We start from the raw sequence: 24146 nt of genomic DNA, 5'->3' as shown, positions 1-24146 counted from the left end.
ATGATGCTGCCCGTCTGAGGAGGAAGCATGTCAATCGACATGAGTCAGTTTTTCCAAGTGTTCTTCGAGGAATCGGCAGAGCATTTGGCGGCTATGGAATCGCTGTTGCTTGATCTGGATCTTGATAGTCCGGATATTGAACAACTGAACGCGATTTTCCGCGCTGCGCATTCGATCAAGGGAAGTGCCGGTACCTTTGGCTTTACTGACCTGGCCGAAACGACACATATTCTGGAAAATTTGCTAGACCGCATACGCAAGCATGAACTGCAACTGCGTGCGGATATGGTCGATGCCTTTCTTGAGGCTGGCGATGTATTGCGCAGTATGCTTGAAGCGCATCAGGGGCACGGTATGGTTGACCTTCAAACGGTTGAAGCCATGACCAGCCGCTTGCGTCAGCTGTCGAGTGATGACTCGGGAGCGAAGGTCGTTTCGCCTGTTGCAGCGCAGGTTTCTGTCGCGGATCCTTTGCCTTCAGCGCCAGGCGATGCGCCAGTTGCTCTTCCGGGCGATTCAATCCTCCGTGTTTTCGATATCCAATTCGTCCCGACTGATGTCGCGGCGAGCGGAGTCGGCGTACAAAACTTGCTCACCGAATTGCGCTCTTTCGGCGAACTTGAAGTGCTTGATAGCCCAGCTTCAGGCACCCCCGGCGCGGGCTACTGGAATATTCGTCTGAGAACAAGTCAAGTGCCGGAGTCATTTTCCGACCAGATAGACTTTATCGCGGAGAGTGGTGCCTGGCGGATATCGGAGGAGATTTCGTCTGCTGAAGATGGGGATGAAGCATTCGGGTTTTTTCAGGACTCTCCTGGGGTTCCGGATGAATTGCAGGGCTATGGTTTTTTTGAACCGCTACCGCTTGCCGGCCCAGAGAACTTGCTGGCAGAAGAAGGGGATGGTTTCGGGTTTTTTGCCCCTTTGCCTGCCTTGGTGGGTGATGCCAGTGGAGATTCCGATGCTTATGGTTTTTTTGAGCCGATTTCCTCACCATCTTCTGAGCCTGCACAGGTAGTCGCAGCCGTTTCTATAGAGCCAGAAGAAGGTGATGGTTTTGGCTTCTTCCAGCTAATCGCTCCATCTCCTTCTGCGGTGATGAATCCTCTACCTGTTCCAGTACCTGTTGTGGATAAGCTAGCACCATCTGCTAAGCCTGCGCTCAGTACAATGAAGTCGCCTTCTGCATCTGCCGCGACAAGTGACTCATCAATCCGGGTAAGCGTCGAAAAAGTTGATCAGTTGATCAATCTTGTAGGCGAGTTGGTTATTACTCAAGCCATGTTGCTCCAGACTTCTGCGCTGATGCAGGAGCATGCCCCCGAGCGTTTGCTCAATGGCTTGGCTCAACTGGAACGTAATACACGCGATCTGCAGGAATCGGTTATGGCAATCCGGATGATGCCGATTTCCTTTGTGTTCTCCCGTTTTCCCCGAGTCGTACGCGATTTGTCGTCGAAGCTTGGCAAACAGGTCGAGTTGAAAACTTCCGGTGAAACTACCGAACTCGATAAAAACCTGATTGAGCGAATTGCTGATCCATTGACCCATTTGATCCGAAATAGTCTGGATCATGGCATCGAGTTGCCTGAAAAGCGGCAAGCAGCCGGTAAGCGTCCATCCGGAACCATTACCCTCCGGGCCTACCACCAAGGAGGCAACATTGTCATCGAGGTAGGAGATGATGGCGCAGGATTGCCACGCGACAAGATTCTCCAGAAAGCACGCGAGAGGGGCTTGCCGGTTTCTGATCAGATGAGTGATCAAGAGGTATTCAACCTTATTTTTGAAGCGGGGTTTTCAACTGCAGAGCAGGTAACTGACGTGTCGGGACGCGGCGTGGGGATGGATGTCGTACGGCGCAATATCCAGTCAATGGGTGGTCGCGTTGAAATCGATTCGATGCTGGGTATTGGAACGCGTATGACGGTTCGCTTGCCACTGACGCTAGCCATTCTTGATGGTATGTCGGTAGCTGTTGGTGACCAGATTTATATCTTGCCACTTTCTTACGTGATTGAATCCCTGCAGCCTAAGACCGGCGATGTTAAAACGCTGTCGAATCAGGCACGGGTGGTGCAGGTGCGCGGGGAGTATCTGCCGGTTGTTGTCTTGCATGAAATGTTCCGGCTTCAATCGGCATGGACCGATTTTACCCAAGGCATCATGGTGGTTCTGGATGCCGATGGTGCCAAGGTGGCCTTGTTTGTCGATGCTTTACTCGGTCAGCACCAGGTTGTCATCAAGAGTCTGGAGGCCAATTATCGCAAGGTGCCCGGGGTTTCCGGGGCAACCATCATGGGTGATGGTCACGTAGCCTTGATCCTGGATGTCTCGGCAATTGCCGGGATGGCCAGAACGAATATGCAAAAAGCCGGCTAGCGGCAGATGAGGAGCGATAGATGGAAGCCATGATACAGGGAGGCGCAGTCTCCGGTGACAATGATCTGGTCGCCAGTGAATACCTGACTTTTACGTTGGGTAACGAGGAATATGCGATCGATATCCTGAAGGTGCAGGAAATTCGCGGTTATGAGCCACCAACCTTGATTGCCAATGCGCCGCCTTTTATCAAAGGGGTCATCAATTTGCGCGGCATTATCGTACCAATCGTCGATTTGCGGATCAAATTCAATCTCGGGAAGATTGAATACACGCCATTTACGGTGGTTATCATCCTGAACATTGCAGGTCGGGTCATTGGCGCTGTGGTTGATAGCGTTTCTGATGTCTTGTCCTTGAGTTCGGCGCAGATTCGCCCGGCCCCGGATTTTTCAGGCTCTTTCGATACCAAGTACATTCTGGGGCTATCCAGCATCGATCAGCGCATGTTGATCGTTACCGATATCGAGCGCTTGATGAGCAGTGCAGATATGGAACTTATTGAAGCGGCTGCCGAGTAAGTAAACGTTTGGGGACTGATCGAATGAACGTACGCGATTTCAGCATATCGACCCGCTTGATGGCGACGACGGTGGGGGCGCTGCTCTTGATGATTGCATTTGCGCTTGTCGGGGTGTTGAGTTTGGGCTTGATCGGCGACAAGGTCCGGATGATTGCGGTCGATAATGTAGAGGGCCTGCGACTGGTCGAAGAAATCAGCGCGATGCAGCAGAGTGTTCAGGGTGGTTTGCTACTACTGATCGGCTTTGTGATCATCGTGATGTTTCCGCTTGGTCTGTGGGTTGTTCGGCAGATTACCAGGCCGCTGGCTGACGCCGTAGGGCTTGCCGAATCAGTTGCCGCCGGAAACTTCGATAACCGGATCGATCAGAGCGGTGAGGATGAGCCGGCGCTGTTGCTCAAGACGCTGGCGCATATGCAGACTGATTTGAAGGCTCGTCTTTCCAGAGAGCAGCAGATTGCAGCGGAGACGCTGCGGATCAAAGTAGCGCTGGATGTCGGTACGAATTGTGTCATGGTTGCCGATACTGACGGCAAGATCATTTATTGCAATACCGCCGTGCTGGAAATGATGCGTCGGGCCGAGGCGGATATTCGTCACGAACTACCGGATTTTCGTGCTGATGCCATTCTCGGGGCCGATTTCGATTGTTTTCACCGGAATCCGTCGCATCAGCGTAATTTGTTGGCTGGCCTGAGCAGCCCCAAGCGTAGCCAGGTCAAAATAGGCGGGCATACCTTTTCGCTGGTTGCCTCGCCTATTTTTGGTGAGGGACGTCGTCGTTTGGGGACGGTTGTCGAGTGGCTTGACCGGACCAGTGAGGTAGCCATAGAGCAGGAGGTTAGCGAGATTATCGAGGCTGCCGCTGCGGGCGATTTTTCCCGGCGAATTGTCATTGATGACAAACATGGGTTTTTCCTGAAATTGTCCACTGGCGTGAATCGTCTACTCGAAGCAAATAGCCAGGCGCTGGAAGAGGTTGGGCGGATGCTTTCGGCTTTGGCTCAAGGCAATCTCACGCAAAAAATTGACACGCCTTACATGGGATTGCTGGCCAAACTCAGGGATGACGCAAATGGTACGGTCGACAACCTGCAAGAGATCGTTTTGTCGATCAAGCAGGCCACCGATGCTATTAATACAGCCGCATTGGAGATCGCCAACGGTAATCAGGATTTGTCCGGGCGTACCGAAGAGCAGGCCTCCAGCCTGGAAGAAACTGCGTCGAGCATGGAGCAGCTTACCGGTGCTGTACGCCAGAATGCGGATAATGCTGCGCGCGCCAATCAGTTGGCGGGGAATGCGCAGCGTGTCGCCGAACAGGGCGGTGAGGTGGTCGGGCTGGTCGTGACAACCATGAGTGCCATTCAGCAGTCGAGTAACCGGATTGCCGATATCATTGGCGTGATCGACAGTATTGCTTTTCAGACCAATATTCTGGCGCTGAATGCTGCGGTTGAGGCTGCCAGAGCGGGCGAGCAGGGCCGTGGTTTTGCCGTCGTCGCGACGGAGGTGCGCAGTCTGGCCCAGCGCAGTGCAGCAGCAGCCAAGGAAATCAAGTCGTTGATCGCTGATTCTGCAAGTAATGTGGCTGCTGGCAACAAATTGGTGGATCGGGCGGGGGCGACGATGAGCGAAATCGTCGCGAGCATTCAAAGCGTGGCGCGCCTGATGGCGGATATTTCATCGGCGAGCCGGGAGCAGGGTTCAGGAATTGAGCAGGTCGGTCGCGCGATCAGCCAGATTGATGAGGTCACGCAGCAGAATGCTGCGCTGGTGGAAGAGGCCGCTGCCGCTGCAGAAAGCTTGCAGGAGCAGGCGTTGAGTTTGTCCAGCGCGGTCTCGGTATTCCGTTTGTCGAAGGGGCATCATGCGACATCGAGCGACGAGTTTGCATCGCCGCCAAAACACGAGTCGAGGCAAGCCTTGACTCATGGCAAAAAATCGGCCTCCGCGATGTTGACCGCAAAAATGCCACAAAAATTGAGTCCGGGGTCCATCCCCGCCATGTCTGCCCAGCCGAATGAGTGGGCAGAGTTTTAATGCAGAAAAATGAAGGGCAGATCCATGCGCAATAACCAGCCTGTCACCCAGAACGAAATCCTGTTGACCAATGAGAGCCTGATCGTCTCCAAGACAGATCTTAAAGGGCTGATTACCTATCTCAACAAGGACTTCATCAGTATCAGCGGATTTTCAGAAGCCGAACTGATCGGTCAGCCGCACAACATTGTGCGTCATCCCGATATGCCGGCTGAGGCTTTCGAGGATATGTGGCGTGACTTGAAGGCTGGACGTCCGTGGACTGGGTTGGTCAAGAATCGTTGCAAGAACGGTGACTTCTATTGGGTGCTGGCAACGGCAACGCCCATTCGGGAAAATGGTCAAGTTGTCGGCTACATGTCGGTTCGTCGTCAGGCAACACGGCAACAGATAGAGGCCGCAGAAAGTGCCTACCGACTGTTCCGGGAAAATCGGGCTGGCGGTTTGCACATCCGTCACGGTGCGGTGGCCAAAGGTGGTCCGGGTATGGCTGCCGGCTGGTCCTTGCGGCAGAAGTTGTATGCGGGTTTTGTCACGATGCTGGCGACGATGGTGCTGGTTGCAGGACTGGGTATCTGGGGGATCGGTTCGACCCAGACCACATCGCAGTTGCTTAACGAGCAGGGAATCAAGCCGACGCAGTTGCTTTCGGAAATCGGTCGGCTTATGGCAGAGAATCGAAGTCAGGTGTTGTTGACGCTGCAGCACGATCCTGCTGGGCGATATGCTCATCAGCATGATCACAAGATTGAGTTCCATACGGATCAGATCGCTGCAAACATTGCTGAAATTTCCCGGCGCTGGGAGGCCTACAGTAAAGCCGTTGTTGGCGAGGCCGAGCAGAAACTGGTGGCTGAATTTGCCGAAGCACGGACCCGTTATGTCAAGGATGGCCTGCTACCGGCACGTGAGGCGTTGCTGGAGGGGCGTTTTGATGACGCCAACGTGATCCTTCTGGGCAAGATCAACCCAACCTATATGGTGGCTGCGGCCAAGGCAAACGAGTTGTATCAATTCCAGGCCGAACAGGCGCAGCGCCTGGTTACGGAAGGTGAGCAACGTTATGTCAGTCAGTTGACCTGGATGCTGGGCATATTGTTGGTCGCCGTGCTGGTTGGTTTGTGGATCGCCAGCGCAATCATCCGTTCGATTACCCGTCCGATCGATGACATCATCGCCACCTTCCAGTCTCTGGCAAACGGCGACTTCACCCGTAATGTCGATATTGCGCGCAATGATGAAATGGGCAAGATCCTGCAGGGCCTGCAGTCGATGCAGATTCAGCAGGGATTCAACGTAGCCGAGGCCCAGCGCATCGCCAACGACAATCTGCGGATCAAGATCGCGCTGGATTGTGTGACCTCGAACTTGCGTATTGCCAACGATGAAGGTGTCGTGCTGTACGCCAACAAGGGACTGCAGAACACGCTGCGAAAGATCGAGCCAGCCATGCGTGAATCTCTGCCGAATTTCTCGGTCGACCGCTTTGTTGGCAGCAATATTGGTGACTTGTATTCGGACCCGAAGGCCGTGTTGCTCAGCTTGCGCGAATTGCAGGGAACGCGCACAACAGAAATGCAGATGGGGGGGCGAATTTTCAGTGTGGTGACCAATCCCATCGTCAACGAGCGGGGCGAGCGCTTGGGTACGGTTGGTGAGTGGTTGGACCGCACTGCCGAAATCAATGCACAACGCCTTGTCGCGGATCTGATTGCCCAAGCCTCGGCCGGCAATCTTGGTGCGCGTCTTGATCCGGACGCGCTTGAAGGTTTCTATAAAGAGTTGGGTAACGGGATCAATAGCCTGTTGGAAACCAGCAGTTCGGCGATTACCGAGATTGCCGACCTGTTGTCCAAGATCGCGGCGGGGGACCTGATGCATACCGTCACCACGGATTATCAGGGGACATTCGGGCGTTTGAAGGACGATGCCAATCTGACGGTGACCCGCTTGCGTGAACTGGTTGGGGGGATTCAAGGCTCTGCTGAAGTCATCAATGTGGCGGCCAAGCAGATCGCTTCGGGTAATCAGGATTTGTCGAGCCGGACGGAAGAACAAGCGAGCAGTCTCGAGGAAACCGCATCGAGCATGGAGCAATTGACGGCGACTGTGAAGCAGAATGCCGAGAACGCACGTCAAGCCAACGAACTTGCCGGTAGCGCCCAACGTGTTGCCGAACAGGGGGGGGAAGTCGTTGGTAAGGTGGTGGACACCATGGGTTCGATCCATCAGGCCAGCGCCAAGATTGCCGATATCATCGGGGTGATCGACGGTATCGCCTTCCAGACAAATATTCTCGCCCTCAATGCAGCAGTCGAGGCCGCCCGTGCCGGCGAGCAGGGGCGCGGATTTGCCGTGGTAGCAACTGAAGTGCGCAATTTGGCGCAGCGCAGTGCGGCCGCAGCCAAGGAAATCAAGGGCTTGATTTCGGATTCCGTAGGGCGGGTCGAAACAGGTAGCAAACTGGTTGATCAGGCAGGGGCAACCATGACCGAGATTATGGCCAGTATCAAACGTGTGGCAAAAATCGTGACCGATATTGCAGAAGCCAGTCGGGAGCAGAGTGCCGGTATAGAACAAGTCGGTCTGGCGGTCAGCCAGATGGATGAGGTCACGCAGCAAAATGCGGCACTAGTGGAGGAAGCAGCGGCTGCCGCAGAAAGTCTGGAGGAGCAGGCCGAGTCGATGGCACGTGCCGTTTCCGTATTCAAGCTTTCCGCCGGACGAGAATTGCCCAGTTTGTCGACTCCCTTGCCCCGTCCGTCCGCTACTGTTGAGCGTCGGCCGCCACCCACGGCCAAGATGCGCAGTTTGCCATCAAGCCTCGATGATGAATGGGAAGAGTTCTAATGGCTCTGGATCCAAAGCGTCCGCCACCGGCGACCGCCAATTTACGTGATGGGTTGAGCAAGGTTTTGCCGCCCAGAGAAACGGCTGGGCGCGAGTTCGATTTTTCGGATGGTGACTTTGAGCGTGTCCGCAAACTTATCTATCAGCACGCTGGGATTTCGCTTTCACCGGTCAAAAAAGACATGGTCTATTCGCGCCTGGCCAGACGTCTGCGTGCATTAAACAAGCAGAGTTTTTGCGATTACCTCGATACGCTTGAGCGCCATGGCGGTGATGAGTGGGAGCGTTTCGTCAATTCCCTGACGACCAATCTCACCTCTTTTTTCCGTGAGCCGCATCATTTTCCTGTCCTGTCTGAACATCTACGGAAACTGGGTACGCGCCGACCGATCAAAATTTGGTGTTCCGCCGCGTCGACCGGAGAAGAGCCCTATTCGATTGCGATGACCGTCGCCGAAACGTTTGGCCAGGATGTTTCGCATGTCAGCATTGTTGCTTCAGATCTGGATACCAATGTGTTGGCGACGGCCCAAAAAGGGGTTTATGGAATGGACCGCCTGGAGAAAATGTCTCCTGAGCGTCTGCGCCGCTTTTTTTTGCGAGGCACCGGTAGCCAGGACGGGTTTGCCGCAATTCGGCCGGAATTGAAGCGTCTGGTCGAGTTTCGCCGTATCAATCTGCTTGATGCAACGTATCAGGTGAAGGGGCCGCTTGATGTTCTTTTTTGTCGTAACGTGATGATTTATTTCGATAAACCAACGCAGTATAAAATACTCTCGCGCTTTGCTCCGATGATGCAGCCCGATGGTCTGATGTTTGCTGGCCATTCGGAAAGTTTTCTTCATGCAGCGGATTTGTTCAAGTCTCTCGGCAAAACAGTCTATGCGCTGGCCGGGGCTCGCTGAGAAGGACGCGCGTGCAGCACGCTTACGACGAACATCTGGCGAGTAACCGCTACTTCGATCGGCATTTTGAGACGGATGCCGCGAAAATTTTACCGGGGGAGTATTTCGTCTCCGGTGAAAACATGCTTCTGGTGACCGTTTTGGGTTCTTGCGTAGCCGCCTGTATCCACGATATGGATTCCGGTGTCGGCGGCATGAATCACTTCATGTTGCCGGACGACGGTGGTCGTGAAACGGTAAAAACCTCCGCGCGCTATGGTTCTTATGCCATGGAGGTGCTGATTAATCATTTGCTGAAAATGGGGGCTCGGCGCAATCGTCTGGAGGCCAAGGTGTTCGGCGGTGGTGCGGTGATGGCCAGTTTGTCGAGCAGCAATGTTGGGGTTCGGAATGCCGAATTTGTCCTGGATTATCTGAAAACGGAAAAAATACCCATCGTGGCCAAGGATCTTCTTGATTCGTATCCACGCAAGGTTTACTACTTCCCGCAAAGTGGTCGTGTGTTGGTCAAGAAATTACATCGTGTCCATAACGAAACCTTGTTCAGCCGCGAACGCGATTACAAGGAACGTCTATCCGGTGGGCCGATTGCGGGTGACGTTGAGTTGTTTGTCTAACTATGCATATGTTGAATAGAATTTCCTACGGGAGCGCATCGTGATCAAGACCCGTGTTTTGGTGGTGGATGATTCGGCGTTGATGCGCGGACTGTTGAGCGCCATGATTAATGCCGTTCCCGATCTCGAAGTCATTGGTGCTGCGCAAGATGCGCAAACTGCACGTGAAATGATCAAAAATCTCAATCCCGATGTTTTGACGCTCGATGTCAACATGCCCGGGATGGATGGGCTGGAGTTTCTTGAGCGTCTGATGCGTTTGCGTCCGATGCCTGTGGTCATGGTTTCTTCTTATACCAGCGCCACTTCGGAGACGACACTGAAAGCACTAGAGTTGGGCGCGGTGGACTTTATCGGCAAACCACGTACTGATGCGGGGCAAAGTGTGGAGCAGTATGCCGAAGAATTGACAGATAAAATTCGTGCTGCACGTGGGGCTCGTGTCAGGGGGCGGTTTTCCAGTCGTTCTGGTGTAGAGGCCTCTGTACCGTTGCAACGCAATGCGTCGACAATGGCGAGTTCACCTTCGGTAGGCATTACCTCATCGGCTGGCGGAAAAATTATCTTTTTGGGGGCGTCGACTGGAGGGACAGAGGCTATCAAAGAGTTTCTGCTGGGTATTCCTGCCAATTGCCCACCGATTTTGATCGTTCAGCACATGCCGGAAACCTTTACTGCATCATTTGCCCGTCGTTTGGATGGGTTGTGTGCCCCGCGGGTCATTGAGTCACAAGGAAATGAGCGTGTTGAAGCCGGTACGGTCTATATCGCTCCCGGCCATTCACATTTGCTGATTCGCCGCGGTGCCGGTGGTTTGTTGACAGAGTTGTCTGCTTCGGCGCCGGTAAATCGTCATCGTCCATCCGTTGATGTTTTGTTCGATTCAGCGGCCCAGGTGCTTGGGCGGCAGGCGATTGGTGTGATCCTGACCGGAATGGGCAAGGATGGTGCTCAAGGTATGTTGCGCATGCGCCAGTCAGGGGCAAGAACGTTCGGTCAGGATGAGGCGAGTTGTGTGGTCTACGGCATGCCGCGAGAGGCTTTTTTGATTGGTGCCGTGGAAGAGCAGTGTGCTTTGGATGATATGGCGCGCAGGGTAATTGCTGTTGCAGCCCGCTGATCTTTATCACCGACACTTGCCGCCCTCTACTAAAGTATTAAACTGTGAGCGGTTTTGGTATTTTTTAGGAATTGAAATGCAAACAAGCATTAAGCAGGATGCGGCAATGGTGACGATTTCACTCGTTGGCCGTTTTGATTTCAATACTCACCGAGATTTTCGTGCTGCTTATGAGCCGCTGATTTCCGACGACAGTTGCCGCGCGTTGACCGTGGATTTCTCCGGTGTTGATTATCTGGATAGTTCGGCGCTAGGCATGTTGTTGATGTTGCGGGATAAAATGGGCGGTTGTGGGAAGGATGTTGTGCTTAGTGGTGTGCAGGGTAACGTCAAGCAAGTGCTTGAAATAGCCAATTTCAGTAAGCTTTTTCGCATTTCCTGAGTGACTCTCTGTGCTGTAAATCCTGAGCGAAAAGAGCTTCGGTTTGTGCGTGTATGGTCTTCCGGACAGTTGCATGGTAGCTTTGTCCGATGCGAAGGCTCGGCAGGGTGTGAGGCGAGGGGATAAGAATGTCGGAATTATTAAAAAATATTGATGCGCGAACCAAGCTTGCTGGTACCAACAAGCTGGAAATACTGCTGTTTTTTCTCGGGGTAGACCCACGAACCGGGCAGCGCGAAACCTATGGCATCAACGTCTTCAAAGTGCGCGAGGTCATGCGCACGCCGAAGATTACGGCGGCGCCCGATATGCCTTCTTCTGTTGAAGGGATGGTCAGTCTGCGCGGTGCCTTGGTTCCGGTCATTGACCTCGCCAAGTATTCGGGTATCCCTGTCGATACGCCGCGTGAAATCATGATTGTTACTGAATATAACGGTCATACGCAGGGGTTTCTCGTAGAAGGGGTCGATACCATCTTGCGCCTGGACTGGAGCAAGATGCGGGTGCCTCCAGAGATGTTGATGGCTCAGACGGGGGGGCTGGTCACTGCAGTGACCGAGTTGGAAGATAACCGCCTAGTCATGATGATGGATGTGGAAAAAGTCTTGTCTGAAACGACCGCTACAGAAAATGATCTGGTATTCCGTAGTGTTGTTGCGGTCGACCGTCCTGATTTGACGGTTTTCTATTGTGATGACTCAAGTGTGGCGCGCAAGCAGATACAACGTACTTTGGATACCATGGGTGTCAAAGGCTTCAGTGCTGTTAACGGGCGTCAGATGTGGGACGAGATGGAAAAGGTTGCGAGTTATGCAAAAACCAACGGAAAGTCGCCATCATCGATCATTAATTTGATCCTGACAGATATCGAAATGCCGGAAATGGACGGCTATATTCTGACCAAGAAAATCAAATCAGACCCGCGTTTTGCGAATATTCCCGTGATCATGCATTCTTCGTTGTCCGGGATGTCCAACCAGAAACTTGGTCAGTCGGTCGGTGTTGATGAGTATGTGCCGAAATTTGAGCCGCAGCGACTTTCGGAAACGCTTGCGCGTCGGCTTGGTGTTGTGGGCGCTGATTCGGTTGCCAAGACTTAAAAATCGGGGAGTCAAGGATGAATCTGGTCGAAAACAAGAATTTGCTCGATAGCGTTGATGCGAGAACCCGTCTGGCAGGCTCCAACAAGATGGAAATCTTGTTGTTTTCTCTCGGTACACGTGAGATTTTTGGCATCAATGTATTCAAGGTGCGTGAAGTCGGTCGTACGCCCCACATCACCAAAACGCCCAATATGCCGCGAGGTGTGGAAGGCCTGATATCCCTGCGCGGCAATGTCATTCCGGTCCTTTCGCTGGCCCCCTTCATGCAGTTGGAGGGAGTGCCCGAAGGTTTGGGTAAAACGATGATGGTTGCCGAATACTCCAAGCGTACCTTGGGGTTTCTGGTTCACGAAGTTGACCGAATCATCCGTGTGGACTGGGAGAGGGTAAAAGCACCAGAAAGCGTATTGACTGCAAACCACGGCCTTATTACTGCGGTAATTGAATTGGAAGGCGGCGGTCTGGTTTCCATTCTTGATGTGGAGCAGATTCTGGCCAATGCTTTTGGCGAGGCGATGATTGTTGATATTTCTCCGGCGCGCGTCGATCCTGATACGAGCGTCTTCTTTGTGGACGATTCGATCGTTGCGCGACGCAAGATAGCTGAAGTGCTTGATAGGCTTGGTGTTCGGCACAAACACGCAACCAATGGCATGGAAGCGTGGACACGCTTGCAAGGTATTGCAGCGCACTCCTTGCAGAGTGGCGGCAATATCCGGGATGAGGTGAGGCTTATCCTGGTTGACGCAGAAATGCCGGAAATGGATGGTTATGTGCTAACCAAAAATATCAAGTCCGATCCTCGTTTTGAGGGGGTCCCCGTGGTTATGCATTCATCGCTATCCTCTGAGGCCAACAGGGCAATGGGCAAGTCGGTTGGTGTGGATGCCTACGTGGCAAAATTTGATGCCGAGGCGTTGGCTGATACCCTGCGTCCGCTGATTGAGCGCTAACAAAAAATATATTGGAGTGTTGCATGGCTGCTGATCCAAAAACGAGATTTCTGGTAGTGGACGATTTTTCGACCATGCGCCGTATTGTTCGTAACCTGCTGAAAGAGTTAGGTTTTACTAACGTCGATGAGGCAGAGGATGGGGCGATCGCCCTGCAAAAGTTGCAGAATGGTGGTTTTGAGTTCGTTGTGACTGACTGGAATATGCCAAATATGGACGGCCTTACGCTGCTGCAGACCATTCGTGCAACCCCGACTTTGAAACATTTGCCTGTGCTGATGATTACTGCTGAAGCCAAGAAGGAAAATATCATCGCGGCAGCCCAAGCAGGTGCCAGTGGTTATATCGTAAAGCCTTTTACGGCGGGAACCTTGTCCGAAAAGTTGAACAAGATTTTCGAAAAATTTGGACAAGCTTAAGGAGGATGCATGTCAGTAAGCAATGATTCCTCCGATCTCGAAGCGCTGTTTGACTCGATTGCATCGGATTTCCAGCCGGGCAAACCGGCGGCCCCCCCCCCCGCTCCTGTTTCTGCGCCTCCTGCCAAGACAGGTGCGGATAGTGACGATCTTCAGGCATTATTTGACAGCGTTGCAGCAGTGGCTGCCACTAGTGCCGTCGTGACCTCCGATGTAAGCGAACGAGTTCCGGTTGTTGAGGATGAAAACTGGACGCAGCAAGAGGTTGTTTTTAATCGCATTGGTCACATGGCACGCGCCTTGCACGACACCTTGGGGATGCTTGGTTATGACAAGGTGTTGGAGAAGGCTGTTTCGGCCTTGCCGGATGCCAAAGATAGGTTGGCATATATCGCCAACCTAACCGAGCAGGCGGCCTGCCGGGTACTCAATGCAACCGATATTGCAGGCCCTTTGGTCGAGGATGTCGAGGCTCGATCTCGCCAGCTTGGTGAGACGTGGGACAAGGTTTTTGCAAATCAGCTTGGGCCGGATGAATTCAGACAGTTGGCTATTGAAACCCGGCAGTTTCTGCGTCAGCAGTTGCCGGAAAAAACTGCAGCGACACATGCGCAGTTGACTGAAATCATGATGGCTCAGGATTTCCAGGATCTAACTGGGCAAGTCATCAAGAAAATTGTCACTTTGGCGCAGGAGCTTGAAAGTGGTTTGATGGGTCTATTGATCGAGGTATTGCCGGAGGCCAAGCGGACTGACGAGGTAACCAGTCTGATGAATGGGCCTGTCGTCAATGCGGAAGGTCGTACCGATATTGTGGTTAATCAGGAGCAGGTGGATGACCTGCTCGATAGCCTCGGCTTCTGAGGAGGATCGAAAATGAGCGACTTTTCTGGAATGGAAGATCTCCTGCAGGATTTCCTGCAGGAAGCCCACGATCTCTTGTCAGATGTTGACAACAAACTGGTTGATCTTGAAAAGACCCCTGATGATAAGGGTTTGTTGAATGATATTTTCAGAGGCTTTCACACGGTAAAAGGAGGGGCTGGTTTCCTCAATGCCAGTGAGTTGGTTACGCTCTGTCATTTAACCGAGAATTTGTTTGACCGCTTGCGTAATGGTGAGCTTCAACTGACAGCCGAATTGATGGACGTCATCATGGATGCCACTAAAGGTGTGCGTGAAATGTTTGGCGAGTTGGGGCAAATGGTGCAACCTCAGCCGGCAGAGTCGCGTGTTATTGCGGCTTTGCAAGGGGCTTTGAATGGCGAAATGCCGAGCGGTGCGCCGGCACCGGTTGAGCCGCCTCCTGTGATTGTGCCACTAGCAAGCGGGGCACCAACGTCGGCTGGCGCATCTGGTGAGCCAGACTGGAATCAATTGCACGAAGTAGTGACCGGGCAGGCCGTTAAAGCGGCCGAAGGGGAATTGATTACTCGCGCCGAAGCCGCGCCAGCCGTTGCCGCCAAGCCGTCGGCAACGCCGGTGGCTCGAGCCGATGCTGAGGCTGACAGCCAGGCGGCTTCGCCTTACGGTCGAAGGACAAGTGATCGTCCCAACCCGCAGCCGGCTGCAGCACGTCGTACAGAAGAGCGGGCTCGGGAAAATACTATTCGCGTCGATACGTCGCGCCTGGATCAAGTGTTGAATTTGTCCGGCGAAATTGGTCTGACAAAGAATCGTCTGACCAGTTTGCGTGCCGATATTCTGGCAGGGAAAAGCGATTCAGAAACTTTGCACGCTCTAGATCAGGCGGTTAGCCAGCTTGATTTGCTGGTTTCCGATCTGCAAAACTCGGTAATGAAAACCAGAATGCAGCCGATCGGGCGCTTGTTCCAGAAGTATCCTCGGATTGCACGTGACTTGGCGCGACAGCTAGGCAAGGATGTCGAATTGGTGTTGGCCGGTGAGGAAACCGAGGTTGACAAGACCATGATCGAAGACCTTGCCGATCCCTTGATTCACCTGATCCGTAATGCGGTAGATCATGGGGTGGAGTTGCCGGATGAGCGGGCTGCAGCGGGTAAGCCGGCAAAGAGCTTGGTTCGTCTTGAGGCGCGCCAGGAAGGTGATCACATCGTCCTGATTATTGCTGATGATGGCAAAGGGATGAGCGCCGAGCGGATTCGAGCCAAGGCGGTTGATAAAGGACTTATTTCAGAAGAGGAAGCCAATACTCTGGACGAGCGGCAAAGCCTGAATCTGATCTTCTTGCCCGGTTTTTCAACCAAGGCTCAGGTTTCGGATGTGTCGGGGCGTGGCGTGGGTATGGATGTGGTGAAAACCAATATCCAGAAACTCAACGGGTCTGTCGAAATTCGCTCAGAGCCCGGCAAAGGGTCGGTTTTCCTCATTTCGTTGCCGCTGACGTTAGCGATCCTGCCAGTTTTGTTGGTGCTCCTGGGGGATCAGCCGTTTGCTTTGCCGCTGTCCTTGGTCCGCGAAATTTTGCCGATCGATCAGCAACGGATACAAGAAGTGGGCGGTAAGGAGACGATGGTTGTTCGGGGTGAGGTTTTGCCTATTATTTCCTTGGCTCGGATGCTTGGTTGGCCTTTGGTGCGGACGCCAGAGTACGGCGTTTTCATGCAGACTGCAGAGCGCAGCTTCATTCTCAGTGTGGATAGTTTTGCCGGTCGTGATGATGCGGTGATTAAGTCGCTTGAGGATTTTCGTCCTAAGGGGGTTGCTGGCGTGACTACTCTGTCGAATGGTCAGATTGTGCTGATTTTGGATATGAAGGAGTTGTTGACCGATCTGGGGCAGCACGGGGAGGTTGGTACGGCAATCAGGAATTTTGAATTTGGCTAATGCCAAATACTCCTTGCTAGTCAACGAGTTGAGAGGGGGCTTGGCCCCCTCTCTTCTTTTTTATGGGATTCCTTTTTTCTCATCGGGTTGTTCGGTCTACCTCGAAATGAAATAAATAAACAGCGCTACCTATTTAATTTTTTTGGTTTTTTTCTATAATAGGGGCAACCTGATTAGATAACGGCCATGGCTGAAGATAGCGACCTCGAGAAAACAGAAGAGCCTACCGGTAGGCGAATCGAGCAAGCTCGCGAGAAGGGGCAGGTGCCGCAGTCTCGTGAACTCGGTACTTTTTCTGTTCTCGTTGTTGCTGCTTCTATGCTTTGGATGATGGGTGACTGGTTTATGGCGCGGGCTGTAGCGCTAACTCGCCAAGCCTTCATTATTGAGCCACGTTACATGCATGATTCGGCCATGATGTTGCCGCGCTTGCTTGAGCTTTCAGGGGATGCTCTGTTTATTTTGGCTCCATTGCTAGCCGTGCTGATTGTTGCTGCATTGATTCCACCGTTTTTCTTGAACTCCTGGATTTTTTCCTTCAATTCATTGGTGCCGGACATTGCGCGGATGAATCCGCTTGCCGGGCTGGCGCGGATGTTTTCCTGGAATAGCTTGATGGAGCTTGGCAAGGCTGTGCTCAAGGCCGCGCTTGTTGGCGGTATTGCAGTCTTGGTGATCTGGAATTTGCACGAAGAAATTTTTGGCTTGTTGGCTGAGCCGCTTGAGACTGGTATCGCTCATGCGGGCAATATGATTTTGTTTTCATTTCTGATGTTGGTGCTGGCACTCTTTTTGGTGGTTGCTGCCGATGTGCCGTTTCAGTTGTGGCATTACTACCACAAATTGAAAATGACCAAAGAAGAGGTCAAGCAGGAAATGAAAGAGATGATGGGGGATCCGCACGTCAAGGGGCGGATTCGTAGTTTGCAAATGGAGGCTGCGCGCCGTCGCATGATGCAGTCTGTGCCGCAGGCTGATGTAATTGTGACCAACCCCACGCACTACGCAGTTGCGCTTTCCTACAAGGCTGGAATGGCTGCTCCCAAGGTTGTCGCCAAGGGGGTAGGGATGGTCGCTTTGAAAATTCGCGAAATTGCGGCCGAAAGTGCAGTTCCTACGTTGGAAGCCGCGCCGTTGGCTCGCGCCTTGTACAAGCATGCTGCGTTGGATAAGGAAATCCCCTCTGCGCTTTACAATGCGGTGGCAGAAGTGCTCGCCTATGTTTACCAGTTGGCCCAGTGGCGCCAAAGCGGTGGTGCCTATCCTGTTCCTCCCAGGCAGCTTTCCGTTCCGGCCGAACTTGTGCCTGAGGCGACCTAAATGGCAGCTACTTCCTTGCGCATCCAGGATTTTATTGGTCGTCTGAATATCATTCAGATGGCTGCACCGGTGTTGATCCTCATGGTTCTCTCCATGATGGTTTTGCCGTTGCCACCATTTGTTCTCGATCTATTCTTCACCTTTAACATTGCTATTTCGATATTGATCTTGATGGTTGCGGTCAACACCCAGAAGGTGCTTGATTTCTCGGTTTTTCCAACTGTTCTGCTAGTGACAACCCTGCTCCGTTTGTCACTGAACGTCGCATCGACACGCATTGTCTTGCTTGAGGGACATAACGGTCCAGCTGCTGCCGGCAAGGTTATTGAAGCGTTTGGGCATTTTCTTGTGGGTGGAAATTTTGCCATCGGGATCATCGTATTCATGATTCTGGTTGTAATTAATTTCATGGTCATCACGAAGGGTGCCGGCCGAGTTGCGGAAGTTTCTGCGCGTTTCACTCTGGATGCCATGCCTGGCAAGCAGATGGCAATTGATGCCGATCTTAATGCGGGTTTGATTGGCGAAGATGAAGCACGCAAACGCCGTTCTGATGTATCAAGAGAGTCTGAGTTTTACGGTTCAATGGACGGTGCGTCGAAATTCGTTCGGGGTGATGCCATTGCGGGCATCATCATCATGCTGCTCAATGTGGTTGGAGGGCTGATCGTTGGGATGGCTCAGCATGACCTGTCGCTAGCCAAGGCTGCAGAGGTTTATACGCTGCTGGCGATTGGTGATGGCTTGGTTGCTCAGATACCGGGCCTGATCATTTCAATCGCAGCTGGTTTGGTCGTGACGCGAGTCTCGGATGACCGCGATATGGGGCAGCAATTCTCCATGCAGGTGTTCAGTAATCCCAAAACTATCGCCATTACGGCAGCTATTATCGGGTTGATCGGCTTGATCCCCGGGATGCCGAATCTGGTATTTTTAATCATTGCAGGTAGCTTGGCATGGGTTACTTGGAAAATATCGAACAAACAAAAGCGTGTTGTTGAGACGCCGGTCAAGGTTGCCCCTCCGCCGATCCCGGAGGCGCTCGATGCCAGTTGGAGTGATGTCGCGCCTCTTGATGTATTGGGGCTGGAGGTTGGTTATCGGCTGATTCCATTGGTTGATAAAAGCCAGGACGGAGAATTGTTGCGGCGAATTCGTGGTATTCGGAAGAAGTTTGCTCAAGAGGTTGGTTTTTTGGTATCTCCTGTGCATATTCGGGATAACCTCGAATTAAAACCAAATGCATATCGAATTCAGTTGAAAGGGGTGGAGGTCGGATCGGGCGAGGCATTCGCTGGTCAATATCTGGCTATTAATCCTGGTCGGGTTGCAGGGACTCTGAATGGCACTGCAACTAAAGACCCGGCCTTTGGGTTGCCGGCGATATGGATTGATGGCGGGCAGCGAGATCAGGCTCAAGCCTATGGTTATACCGTTGTCGATGCTTCGACTGTGATCGCAACGCATCTGAATCATTTGATACTTACGCATGCTGGAGAGTTGCTGGGAAGGCAAGAGGTGCAGCAACTGCTTGATCACCTCGGTAAGGAGATGCCAAAACTTGTCGAGGATCTGGTACCCAAAATATTGCCTCTCGGGACGTTGCAAAAAATTCTTCAGGGCTTGCTGGAAGAGGGGGTTCACATCAGGGACATGCGGACGGTTATCGAAACAGTCGCCGACCACGCAACACGAACACAGAATGCAGACGAACTGGTTACCCAAGTTCGTATTGCCTTGGGGCGCGCAATTGTTCAGCAACTCTTCCCCGGTACGGGAGAGATGCAAGTCATGTCACTTGATCCTACGCTGGAGCGCTTATTGGCTCAAGCGGTTGCTGGCGGCTCTGAAAATACCAGTTTCGAACCGGGACTGGCCGATACGCTTGTTCGTGAAACAGCCGCAGCCGCGGAGCGCCAGGAGGGGTTGGGCTTACCTGCTGTATTGCTTGTTCCCGCCAGCCTGCGATTGTTGTTGTCAAGATTCCTGCGCCGCTCAGTTCCTCAATTGAAGGTGTTGTCGCATAACGAAGTGCCAGAAAGTCGAATCATCAAGATGACCTCGATTATCGGAGGTAAAACATGAACGTCAGAAAATTCATCGCCGCTAATGCCCGGGACGCCTTGAGAAAGGTGAAGGAAACGCTGGGTAACGATGCGATCATTCTGTCTAATCGAGGGGTCCCTGGCGGGGTCGAAATCATGGCTGTTGCAGCGCGCGACATGGCTATGATTGTGCCAACGCCAGCCAATGAGATTCCCGCGCCTGTCGAGCGTCGACCGGAAGTGACTGGTGAGGATGATTATCGCGTCCTGCTCAGTTCTGCTCGTGCCCGGGTTAGCGGAGCGGCTGCAACCATGCAGGCGCAGGCGCCTGTGCGGCCAGCACAGATTCAGGCGCGAGTGGCTGCCGGAGCAACTGCAGCGGCTACGCCGCGCCCTGCTGTGCAGGTCAATGCGGGCATTCCACGTACCGGCGCATTACGCACACCAGATATGTCACGTGCGCCAGCGTCGCCAGCTGGTCCGGTGAACTCAACGGCCTCACCTCAGAAACCTTTTGGGGGGAACCGCCGTTCAGAAGCTGAGGTGGTTCCTCAGGCGGTGATGGACGAAATTCGCTCATTAAGGAAAATCGTCGAGCAGCATCTGGCAGGGTTTGCTTGGGGGGAGATAGCGCGTTCAGAGCCGGTAAAAACTGAGATGCTGAAGCAGATGCTGGATGCGGGATTCTCGCCCCAATTAACGCGCGATCTCTTGAGTGATTTGCCCCAGGAAATGGATATGGTTGAGGCCATGGCCTGGATTAAGGGGGCTGCAGATAGATCCTTGCTTACCGTGGGTAGTGAGGGGGATATTGTCGATCATGGCGGTATTTATGCATTAGTTGGTCCTACAGGGGTTGGCAAGACGACGACGACGGCAAAGTTGGCTGCTCGCTGTGTGCTGCGCCATGGACCGAGCAAGGTTGCATTGGTAACGACCGACGGTTATCGCATCGGTGCGCACGAGCAATTGCGTATTTATGGCCGTATTTTGGGCGTTTCAGTTTATTTGGTGAAAGATGCGCTTGAACTGCGTCAGACTCTGGCTGAGTTGCAGCACAAACACATGGTGCTGATAGACACCATGGGTATGAGTCAGAAAGATAAGCTGGTCCCGGAATTGACGGATATGCTTTCGGGGTGTGACGTCAAGCGTTTGCTACTGCTGTCAGCAACATCGCGTGGCGATACGCTCGACGATGTGGTTCGAGCTTACTCAGGGAATAATTTGTCGGGTTGCATTCTGACCAAGATTGACGAAGCAGCTAGTTTGGCTACCGCGCTTGATGTGATTATGCGAAATGGTTTGCCGTTGCACTACGTTTCTAACGGTCAGCGTGTTCCTGAAGATATTCATTTGCCTAATCGCAGTTATCTGTTGCATCGGGCATTTAAAGATGTCCCGGAAAGCTCACCCCACAAATTCTCGGGCGTAGAGCCAGGGCTAATGATGGCTAACGCCGGAATGCTTTCTGTAGGTGGGCGTCGTGGCTGATTTTCGGGTTGATCAGGCGGCCGGATTGCGTCGTTTGCTCGGCACTGCCGGCCTGCAGGTAATTACTTTTGTTGCCGGTTGCGAAGGGGTTGGACGTAGTGTCACCATCGCCAATCTCGGGGTTGCCTTGGCCCGGCTTGGCCGAGAGGTGTTAATCATTGACGAGCATTCTTCAAGTGATGACATCAGTGCATCCTTCGGCATGGCAGCTACGCATGATTTGCTCAATGTTGTACAGCGAGAGTCAAGTTTGGCTCAGGTGTTGCTACGGCCAATGGCAGGTTTGTCCATTCTGCCAGCGGCGAAGGCTGCCCGAAAGTTGGGGCGCATGTCTTTGCCACAGCAACAGACGCTGGTTGATGCAATGTCAGGACTCGAACGTTCCATTGACGTGATCCTTGTCGACGCAAGTATGGCTCACCCGAACGGTTTTTCACCCTTCGGTTTGGTTTCTCAAGAGACGGTTGTCGTCTTGTCGGGGAGTGGTGCATCGATTACCGAAGCCTATTCTCTTATCAAAAAAGTCAGCCAAGCATTTTCACGCCGGCATTTTCGCATTCTGGTTAACAAGGTTCGAAGCGTTACCGACGCCAGATCTATTTACGAAAATATTGCACAGGTGGCTACGCAGCGCGGTATTGCAACGCTGGATTATGCCGGAGCGATTCCTTTGGATGAATCCCTGCGCCTGGCTGCTCAGCTATGTCGACCGGTGCTATTCCAGGCACCGGAGTCGCCTGCTGCTAGCGCATTTCGTGACCTTGCTGCTGATTTACAGTACTGGCAACAAAGTCCGGGGGAGCAGGGAGGGGTCGAGTATTTTCTTCAGCAACTGCTACACTTGAGCCAACGTATAACTCCAAAAGTATTAAGGGTCTGATGTACACAGCTGCCGGGCAGCCAGACAGGGATGAATTGGTTCAGCGTTTTGCACCGCTGGTGAAGCGTGTTGCCTATCATCTGATGGCGCGATTGCCCGCAAATGTCCAGATTGATGATTTGATTCAGAATGGCATGCTGGGTTTGCTTGATGCCATTGATCGCTTCGAAGAGGGATTCGGTGCTCAGTTTGAGACCTATGCGTCGCAGCGGGTTCGAGGTGCAATGCTGGATGGTTTGCGGGCAAATGATTGGTTGCCTCGTAGCATGCGTCGAGAGTTGCGGCGCATTGAGCGGGCCATTAATCAACTTGAGCATGAATACGGGCGCGCACCATCTGAGCAGGAGTTGGCTGACACACTTGAAATGTCGTTAGCTGATTATCAAAAAATACTGCAGGACGCTCGCGGCCATCAGATTGTTTATTATGAAGATTTTGGCGGCGATGGCGATGATGATTTTCTGGAGCGCCATTTCAGTGACAGTGATGCCGATCCGGCTTCCATCCTGGAAGACAGGGATGTCCGGGAAAGTTTGGTCAAAGCGATCGCCAATTTGCCCGAGCGCGAAAAATTGATGATGGCGCTCTATTATGAGCAGGACCTGAATTTACGGGAAATTGGTGAGGTTATTGGCGTGACGGAATCCCGTGTGTGCCAGTTGCATAGTCAGGCGATAGCTCGTTTGCGTGGACAGTTGCTGGGTAGTGTGAAAGTGGCTGCCAGTAAGAGGCGCAAGGAGAAGCAGCTTGGATAAACTCAGTATTGTCGGCTTGGCGATTGGCATTATGGCCATTGTCGGCGGGCAGGTACTTGAAGGTGGGCACATCACTTCGCTGGTGCAACCTACAGCACTGCTGATCGTTCTTGGTGGGACTTTGGGGGCGGTGTTATTGCAAAGTCCTTATCATCTTTTCAAGCGGGGTTTGGTGATGACCAGGTGGGTTTGGTTTCCACCTGTGCTTGAACAGAAAAAGGTGATTGACCAGATATTGAACTGGAGCCATCTTTCGCGCCGGGAAGGCTTGTTGGCTCTGGAAAATTTTATCCCCGGAATCAAAGACGAGTTTACAAAAAAAGGTTTGCAGTTATTAGTTGATGGTGCAGATCCCGAGCGTATTCGAGAGTTGCTGGAAGTGGATATTGATACTTACGAAAATGAATGGCGGCAGTCAGCCAAAATTTGGGAAGCTGCGGGTGGTTATTCGCCAACGATCGGAATTCTCGGTGCGGTGATGGGATTGATCCACGTTATGGAAAATCTGTCTGATCCAACGAAGCTTGGTGCCGGTATTGCTGTGGCCTTTGTAGCTACTATTTATGGGGTTGCTCTGGCTAACCTTGTTTATTTGCCGATCGCTGGAAAGCTCAAGTATCACATCGGACGAATGGTCTCGTTCAGGGAAATGATGGTTGACGGCTTGGCAGGCATTGCTGTTGGAGATAATCCCAGAATTATTGAAAGCCGACTTAAGGGCTATCTTCGCTGATGAGGCGTCGGCGACATCAGGAAGAAGAGCACGAGAACCACGAACGCTGGTTGGTTTCCTACGCCGATTTTATTACCCTTCTTTTTGCTTTTTTTGTAGTCATGTACGCTATTTCTTCGGTCAACGAAGGAAAGTACAAGGTTTTGTCGAGTTCGCTGGTTAACGCTTTCAAAAACTCAACTGGTGAAATAGGCGGACAGCCGATTGCTGTACTGCAGGGGGCTCCGTTATTGCCCCCTACGCCGATAGCCAAGCCGGAACGCTTGCCTGATCAAGTGAAAGCCGAAGAAAAAAAGATAGTACAGCGTGAAAAAATGCGCGATGTTGCTGGCGACATCATGAAAGCTTTGCAGCCGCTTGTTGCCCAGGGAAAAGTCAGGCTGCTGGAAACAAGTCGTGGTGTGACAATTGAAATCAACGATAGCATTTTGTTTTCATTGGGACAGGCCAGGCTGCAAGCCGAGTCTGCTAACGCTTTGCAAGCGGTTGCGGCGGTTTTGGCGGATTCTGATTTTCCGATCACGATCGAAGGGCATACTGATAACGTGCCCATTTCGACAGCCCAGTTCCCATCGAATTGGGAGCTTTCAGCGATGCGGGCAACCACCGTATTGCGTTTGTTCAACGATTCAGGGGTCGGAGCAGAGCGCCTGACCGCGATTGGCTATGGTGAAACCCGGCCGGTAGAAACCAATACCTCGGTGGAGGGACGAGCCCGTAATCGCCGCGTCAGTATTCTGATCGATTCGGTGCGTCCGGAAGAACCGACCGAACTGAATAGTTTGCCGATCAATCAGCCAAGCTAAACAACGCT

General features: G+C 52.7%; 20 protein-coding genes. All 20 read left to right on the top strand.

All coding sequences use genetic code 11. The features are described 5' to 3' along the window. Nucleotides 1-27: 27 nt before the first annotated feature. The 20 genes from RCI20_RS12465 to motD all read left to right on the top strand — a co-directional run bounded on the left by RCI20_RS12465 (nt 28) and on the right by motD (nt 24138). Nucleotides 28-2382 (top strand): chemotaxis protein CheW, encoded by a 2355-nt coding sequence (locus RCI20_RS12465; RefSeq protein ID WP_306605982.1) that lies wholly within the window; start codon nt 28-30, stop codon nt 2380-2382. Between the two features lie 20 nt (nt 2383-2402). Beyond that, on the top strand, nt 2403-2903 hold the full coding sequence (locus RCI20_RS12460) for a chemotaxis protein CheW (RefSeq protein WP_306605980.1): 501 nt from the start codon (nt 2403-2405) through the stop codon (nt 2901-2903). Between the two features lie 23 nt (nt 2904-2926). After that, the gene (locus tag RCI20_RS12455; RefSeq protein ID WP_306605978.1) at nt 2927-4948 is read left to right on the top strand and encodes a methyl-accepting chemotaxis protein; all 2022 of its coding nucleotides are present in this window, start codon (nt 2927-2929) and stop codon (nt 4946-4948) included. A gap of 24 nt (nt 4949-4972) precedes the next feature. Next, nucleotides 4973-7798 carry a methyl-accepting chemotaxis protein gene (locus RCI20_RS12450; RefSeq protein ID WP_306605976.1) on the top strand — a complete coding sequence of 942 codons (2826 nt, stop codon included), beginning with the start codon at nt 4973-4975 and terminating at the stop codon, nt 7796-7798. Further along, nucleotides 7798-8703 (top strand): CheR family methyltransferase, encoded by a 906-nt coding sequence (locus tag RCI20_RS12445; RefSeq protein WP_306605975.1) that lies wholly within the window; start codon nt 7798-7800, stop codon nt 8701-8703. The genes RCI20_RS12450 and RCI20_RS12445 overlap by 1 nt, the downstream gene beginning before the upstream one ends. Before the next feature lie 11 nt (nt 8704-8714). Beyond that, the gene (cheD, locus tag RCI20_RS12440; RefSeq protein ID WP_306605973.1) at nt 8715-9320 is read left to right on the top strand and encodes a chemoreceptor glutamine deamidase CheD; all 606 of its coding nucleotides are present in this window, start codon (nt 8715-8717) and stop codon (nt 9318-9320) included. A gap of 43 nt (nt 9321-9363) precedes the next feature. Further along, nucleotides 9364-10440, top strand: coding sequence for a chemotaxis response regulator protein-glutamate methylesterase (locus RCI20_RS12435; protein WP_306606295.1), 1077 nt, complete (start codon nt 9364-9366; stop codon nt 10438-10440). A gap of 76 nt (nt 10441-10516) precedes the next feature. Next, on the top strand, nt 10517-10822 hold the full coding sequence (locus RCI20_RS12430; RefSeq protein WP_306605971.1) for an STAS domain-containing protein: 306 nt from the start codon (nt 10517-10519) through the stop codon (nt 10820-10822). 128 nt (nt 10823-10950) lie between these two features. Next, entirely contained in the window at nt 10951-11922 is a 972-nt protein-coding gene (locus tag RCI20_RS12425) for a chemotaxis protein (RefSeq protein WP_306605970.1), read from the top strand. A 17-nt stretch (nt 11923-11939) separates the two neighbouring features. Further along, the gene (locus RCI20_RS12420) at nt 11940-12878 is read left to right on the top strand and encodes a chemotaxis protein (RefSeq protein ID WP_306605968.1); all 939 of its coding nucleotides are present in this window, start codon (nt 11940-11942) and stop codon (nt 12876-12878) included. Nucleotides 12879-12901: 23 nt separating this feature from the next. Then, nucleotides 12902-13297 carry a chemotaxis response regulator CheY gene (cheY, locus tag RCI20_RS12415; protein WP_306605966.1) on the top strand — a complete coding sequence of 132 codons (396 nt, stop codon included), beginning with the start codon at nt 12902-12904 and terminating at the stop codon, nt 13295-13297. 9 nt (nt 13298-13306) lie between these two features. Next, nucleotides 13307-14161: a protein phosphatase CheZ gene (cheZ, locus tag RCI20_RS12410; RefSeq protein ID WP_306605964.1), complete on the top strand. Its 855-nt coding sequence runs from the start codon at nt 13307-13309 to the stop codon at nt 14159-14161. Between the two features lie 12 nt (nt 14162-14173). Further along, on the top strand, nt 14174-16105 hold the full coding sequence (locus RCI20_RS12405; protein ID WP_306605962.1) for a chemotaxis protein CheA: 1932 nt from the start codon (nt 14174-14176) through the stop codon (nt 16103-16105). A 186-nt stretch (nt 16106-16291) separates the two neighbouring features. After that, entirely contained in the window at nt 16292-17425 is a 1134-nt protein-coding gene (gene flhB, locus RCI20_RS12400; protein WP_306605961.1) for a flagellar biosynthesis protein FlhB, read from the top strand. Next, nucleotides 17426-19510, top strand: coding sequence for a flagellar biosynthesis protein FlhA (gene flhA, locus RCI20_RS12395; protein WP_306605960.1), 2085 nt, complete (start codon nt 17426-17428; stop codon nt 19508-19510). After that, on the top strand, nt 19507-20964 hold the full coding sequence (gene flhF, locus RCI20_RS12390; RefSeq protein ID WP_306605959.1) for a flagellar biosynthesis protein FlhF: 1458 nt from the start codon (nt 19507-19509) through the stop codon (nt 20962-20964). The genes flhA and flhF overlap by 4 nt, the downstream gene beginning before the upstream one ends. Then, a complete protein-coding gene (locus RCI20_RS12385) occupies nt 20957-21844 on the top strand; it encodes a cellulose synthase operon protein YhjQ/BcsQ (protein ID WP_306605957.1) in 888 nt (295 codons plus the stop codon). The genes flhF and RCI20_RS12385 overlap by 8 nt, the downstream gene beginning before the upstream one ends. Next, nucleotides 21844-22599, top strand: a complete 756-nt coding sequence (locus RCI20_RS12380) for an RNA polymerase sigma factor FliA (RefSeq protein ID WP_306605955.1) — start codon at nt 21844-21846, stop codon at nt 22597-22599. The genes RCI20_RS12385 and RCI20_RS12380 overlap by 1 nt, the downstream gene beginning before the upstream one ends. After that, a complete protein-coding gene (locus RCI20_RS12375; protein WP_306605953.1) occupies nt 22592-23332 on the top strand; it encodes a flagellar motor protein in 741 nt (246 codons plus the stop codon). Before RCI20_RS12380 ends, RCI20_RS12375 begins: the two co-directional genes overlap by 8 nt. Continuing rightward, complete coding sequence (motD, locus tag RCI20_RS12370; protein ID WP_306605951.1) at nt 23332-24138, top strand: flagellar motor protein MotD; 807 nt, start codon at nt 23332-23334, stop codon at nt 24136-24138. Before RCI20_RS12375 ends, motD begins: the two co-directional genes overlap by 1 nt. The last annotated feature ends 8 nt before the right edge of the window (nt 24139-24146 follow it).

Origin of the sequence: Azonexus sp., from assembly GCF_030824335.1 — a bacterium.
GTDB lineage: Bacteria > Pseudomonadota > Gammaproteobacteria > Burkholderiales > Rhodocyclaceae > Azonexus.
The sequence above is the reverse complement of the archived record's forward strand: the minus strand, read 5'-3'. Positions and strand labels throughout refer to the sequence as shown.

Bases quoted from the DNA above. Each gene is read 5' to 3' on its own strand.
- RCI20_RS12465 (WP_306605982.1), top strand. From the start codon at position 28: ATGTCAATCGACATGAGTCAGTTTTTCCAAGTGTTCTTCGAGGAATCG.
- RCI20_RS12460 (WP_306605980.1), top strand. From the start codon at position 2,403: ATGGAAGCCATGATACAGGGAGGCGCAGTCTCCGGTGACAATGATCTG.
- RCI20_RS12455 (WP_306605978.1), top strand. From the start codon at position 2,927: ATGAACGTACGCGATTTCAGCATATCGACCCGCTTGATGGCGACGACG.
- RCI20_RS12450 (WP_306605976.1), top strand. From the start codon at position 4,973: ATGCGCAATAACCAGCCTGTCACCCAGAACGAAATCCTGTTGACCAAT.
- RCI20_RS12445 (WP_306605975.1), top strand. From the start codon at position 7,798: ATGGCTCTGGATCCAAAGCGTCCGCCACCGGCGACCGCCAATTTACGT.
- RCI20_RS12430 (WP_306605971.1), top strand. From the start codon at position 10,517: ATGCAAACAAGCATTAAGCAGGATGCGGCAATGGTGACGATTTCACTC.
- RCI20_RS12425 (WP_306605970.1), top strand. From the start codon at position 10,951: ATGTCGGAATTATTAAAAAATATTGATGCGCGAACCAAGCTTGCTGGT.
- RCI20_RS12420 (WP_306605968.1), top strand. From the start codon at position 11,940: ATGAATCTGGTCGAAAACAAGAATTTGCTCGATAGCGTTGATGCGAGA.
- cheY (WP_306605966.1), top strand. From the start codon at position 12,902: ATGGCTGCTGATCCAAAAACGAGATTTCTGGTAGTGGACGATTTTTCG.
- cheZ (WP_306605964.1), top strand. From the start codon at position 13,307: ATGTCAGTAAGCAATGATTCCTCCGATCTCGAAGCGCTGTTTGACTCG.
- RCI20_RS12405 (WP_306605962.1), top strand. From the start codon at position 14,174: ATGAGCGACTTTTCTGGAATGGAAGATCTCCTGCAGGATTTCCTGCAG.
- flhB (WP_306605961.1), top strand. From the start codon at position 16,292: ATGGCTGAAGATAGCGACCTCGAGAAAACAGAAGAGCCTACCGGTAGG.
- flhA (WP_306605960.1), top strand. From the start codon at position 17,426: ATGGCAGCTACTTCCTTGCGCATCCAGGATTTTATTGGTCGTCTGAAT.
- flhF (WP_306605959.1), top strand. From the start codon at position 19,507: ATGAACGTCAGAAAATTCATCGCCGCTAATGCCCGGGACGCCTTGAGA.
- RCI20_RS12380 (WP_306605955.1), top strand. From the start codon at position 21,844: ATGTACACAGCTGCCGGGCAGCCAGACAGGGATGAATTGGTTCAGCGT.
- motD (WP_306605951.1), top strand. From the start codon at position 23,332: ATGAGGCGTCGGCGACATCAGGAAGAAGAGCACGAGAACCACGAACGC.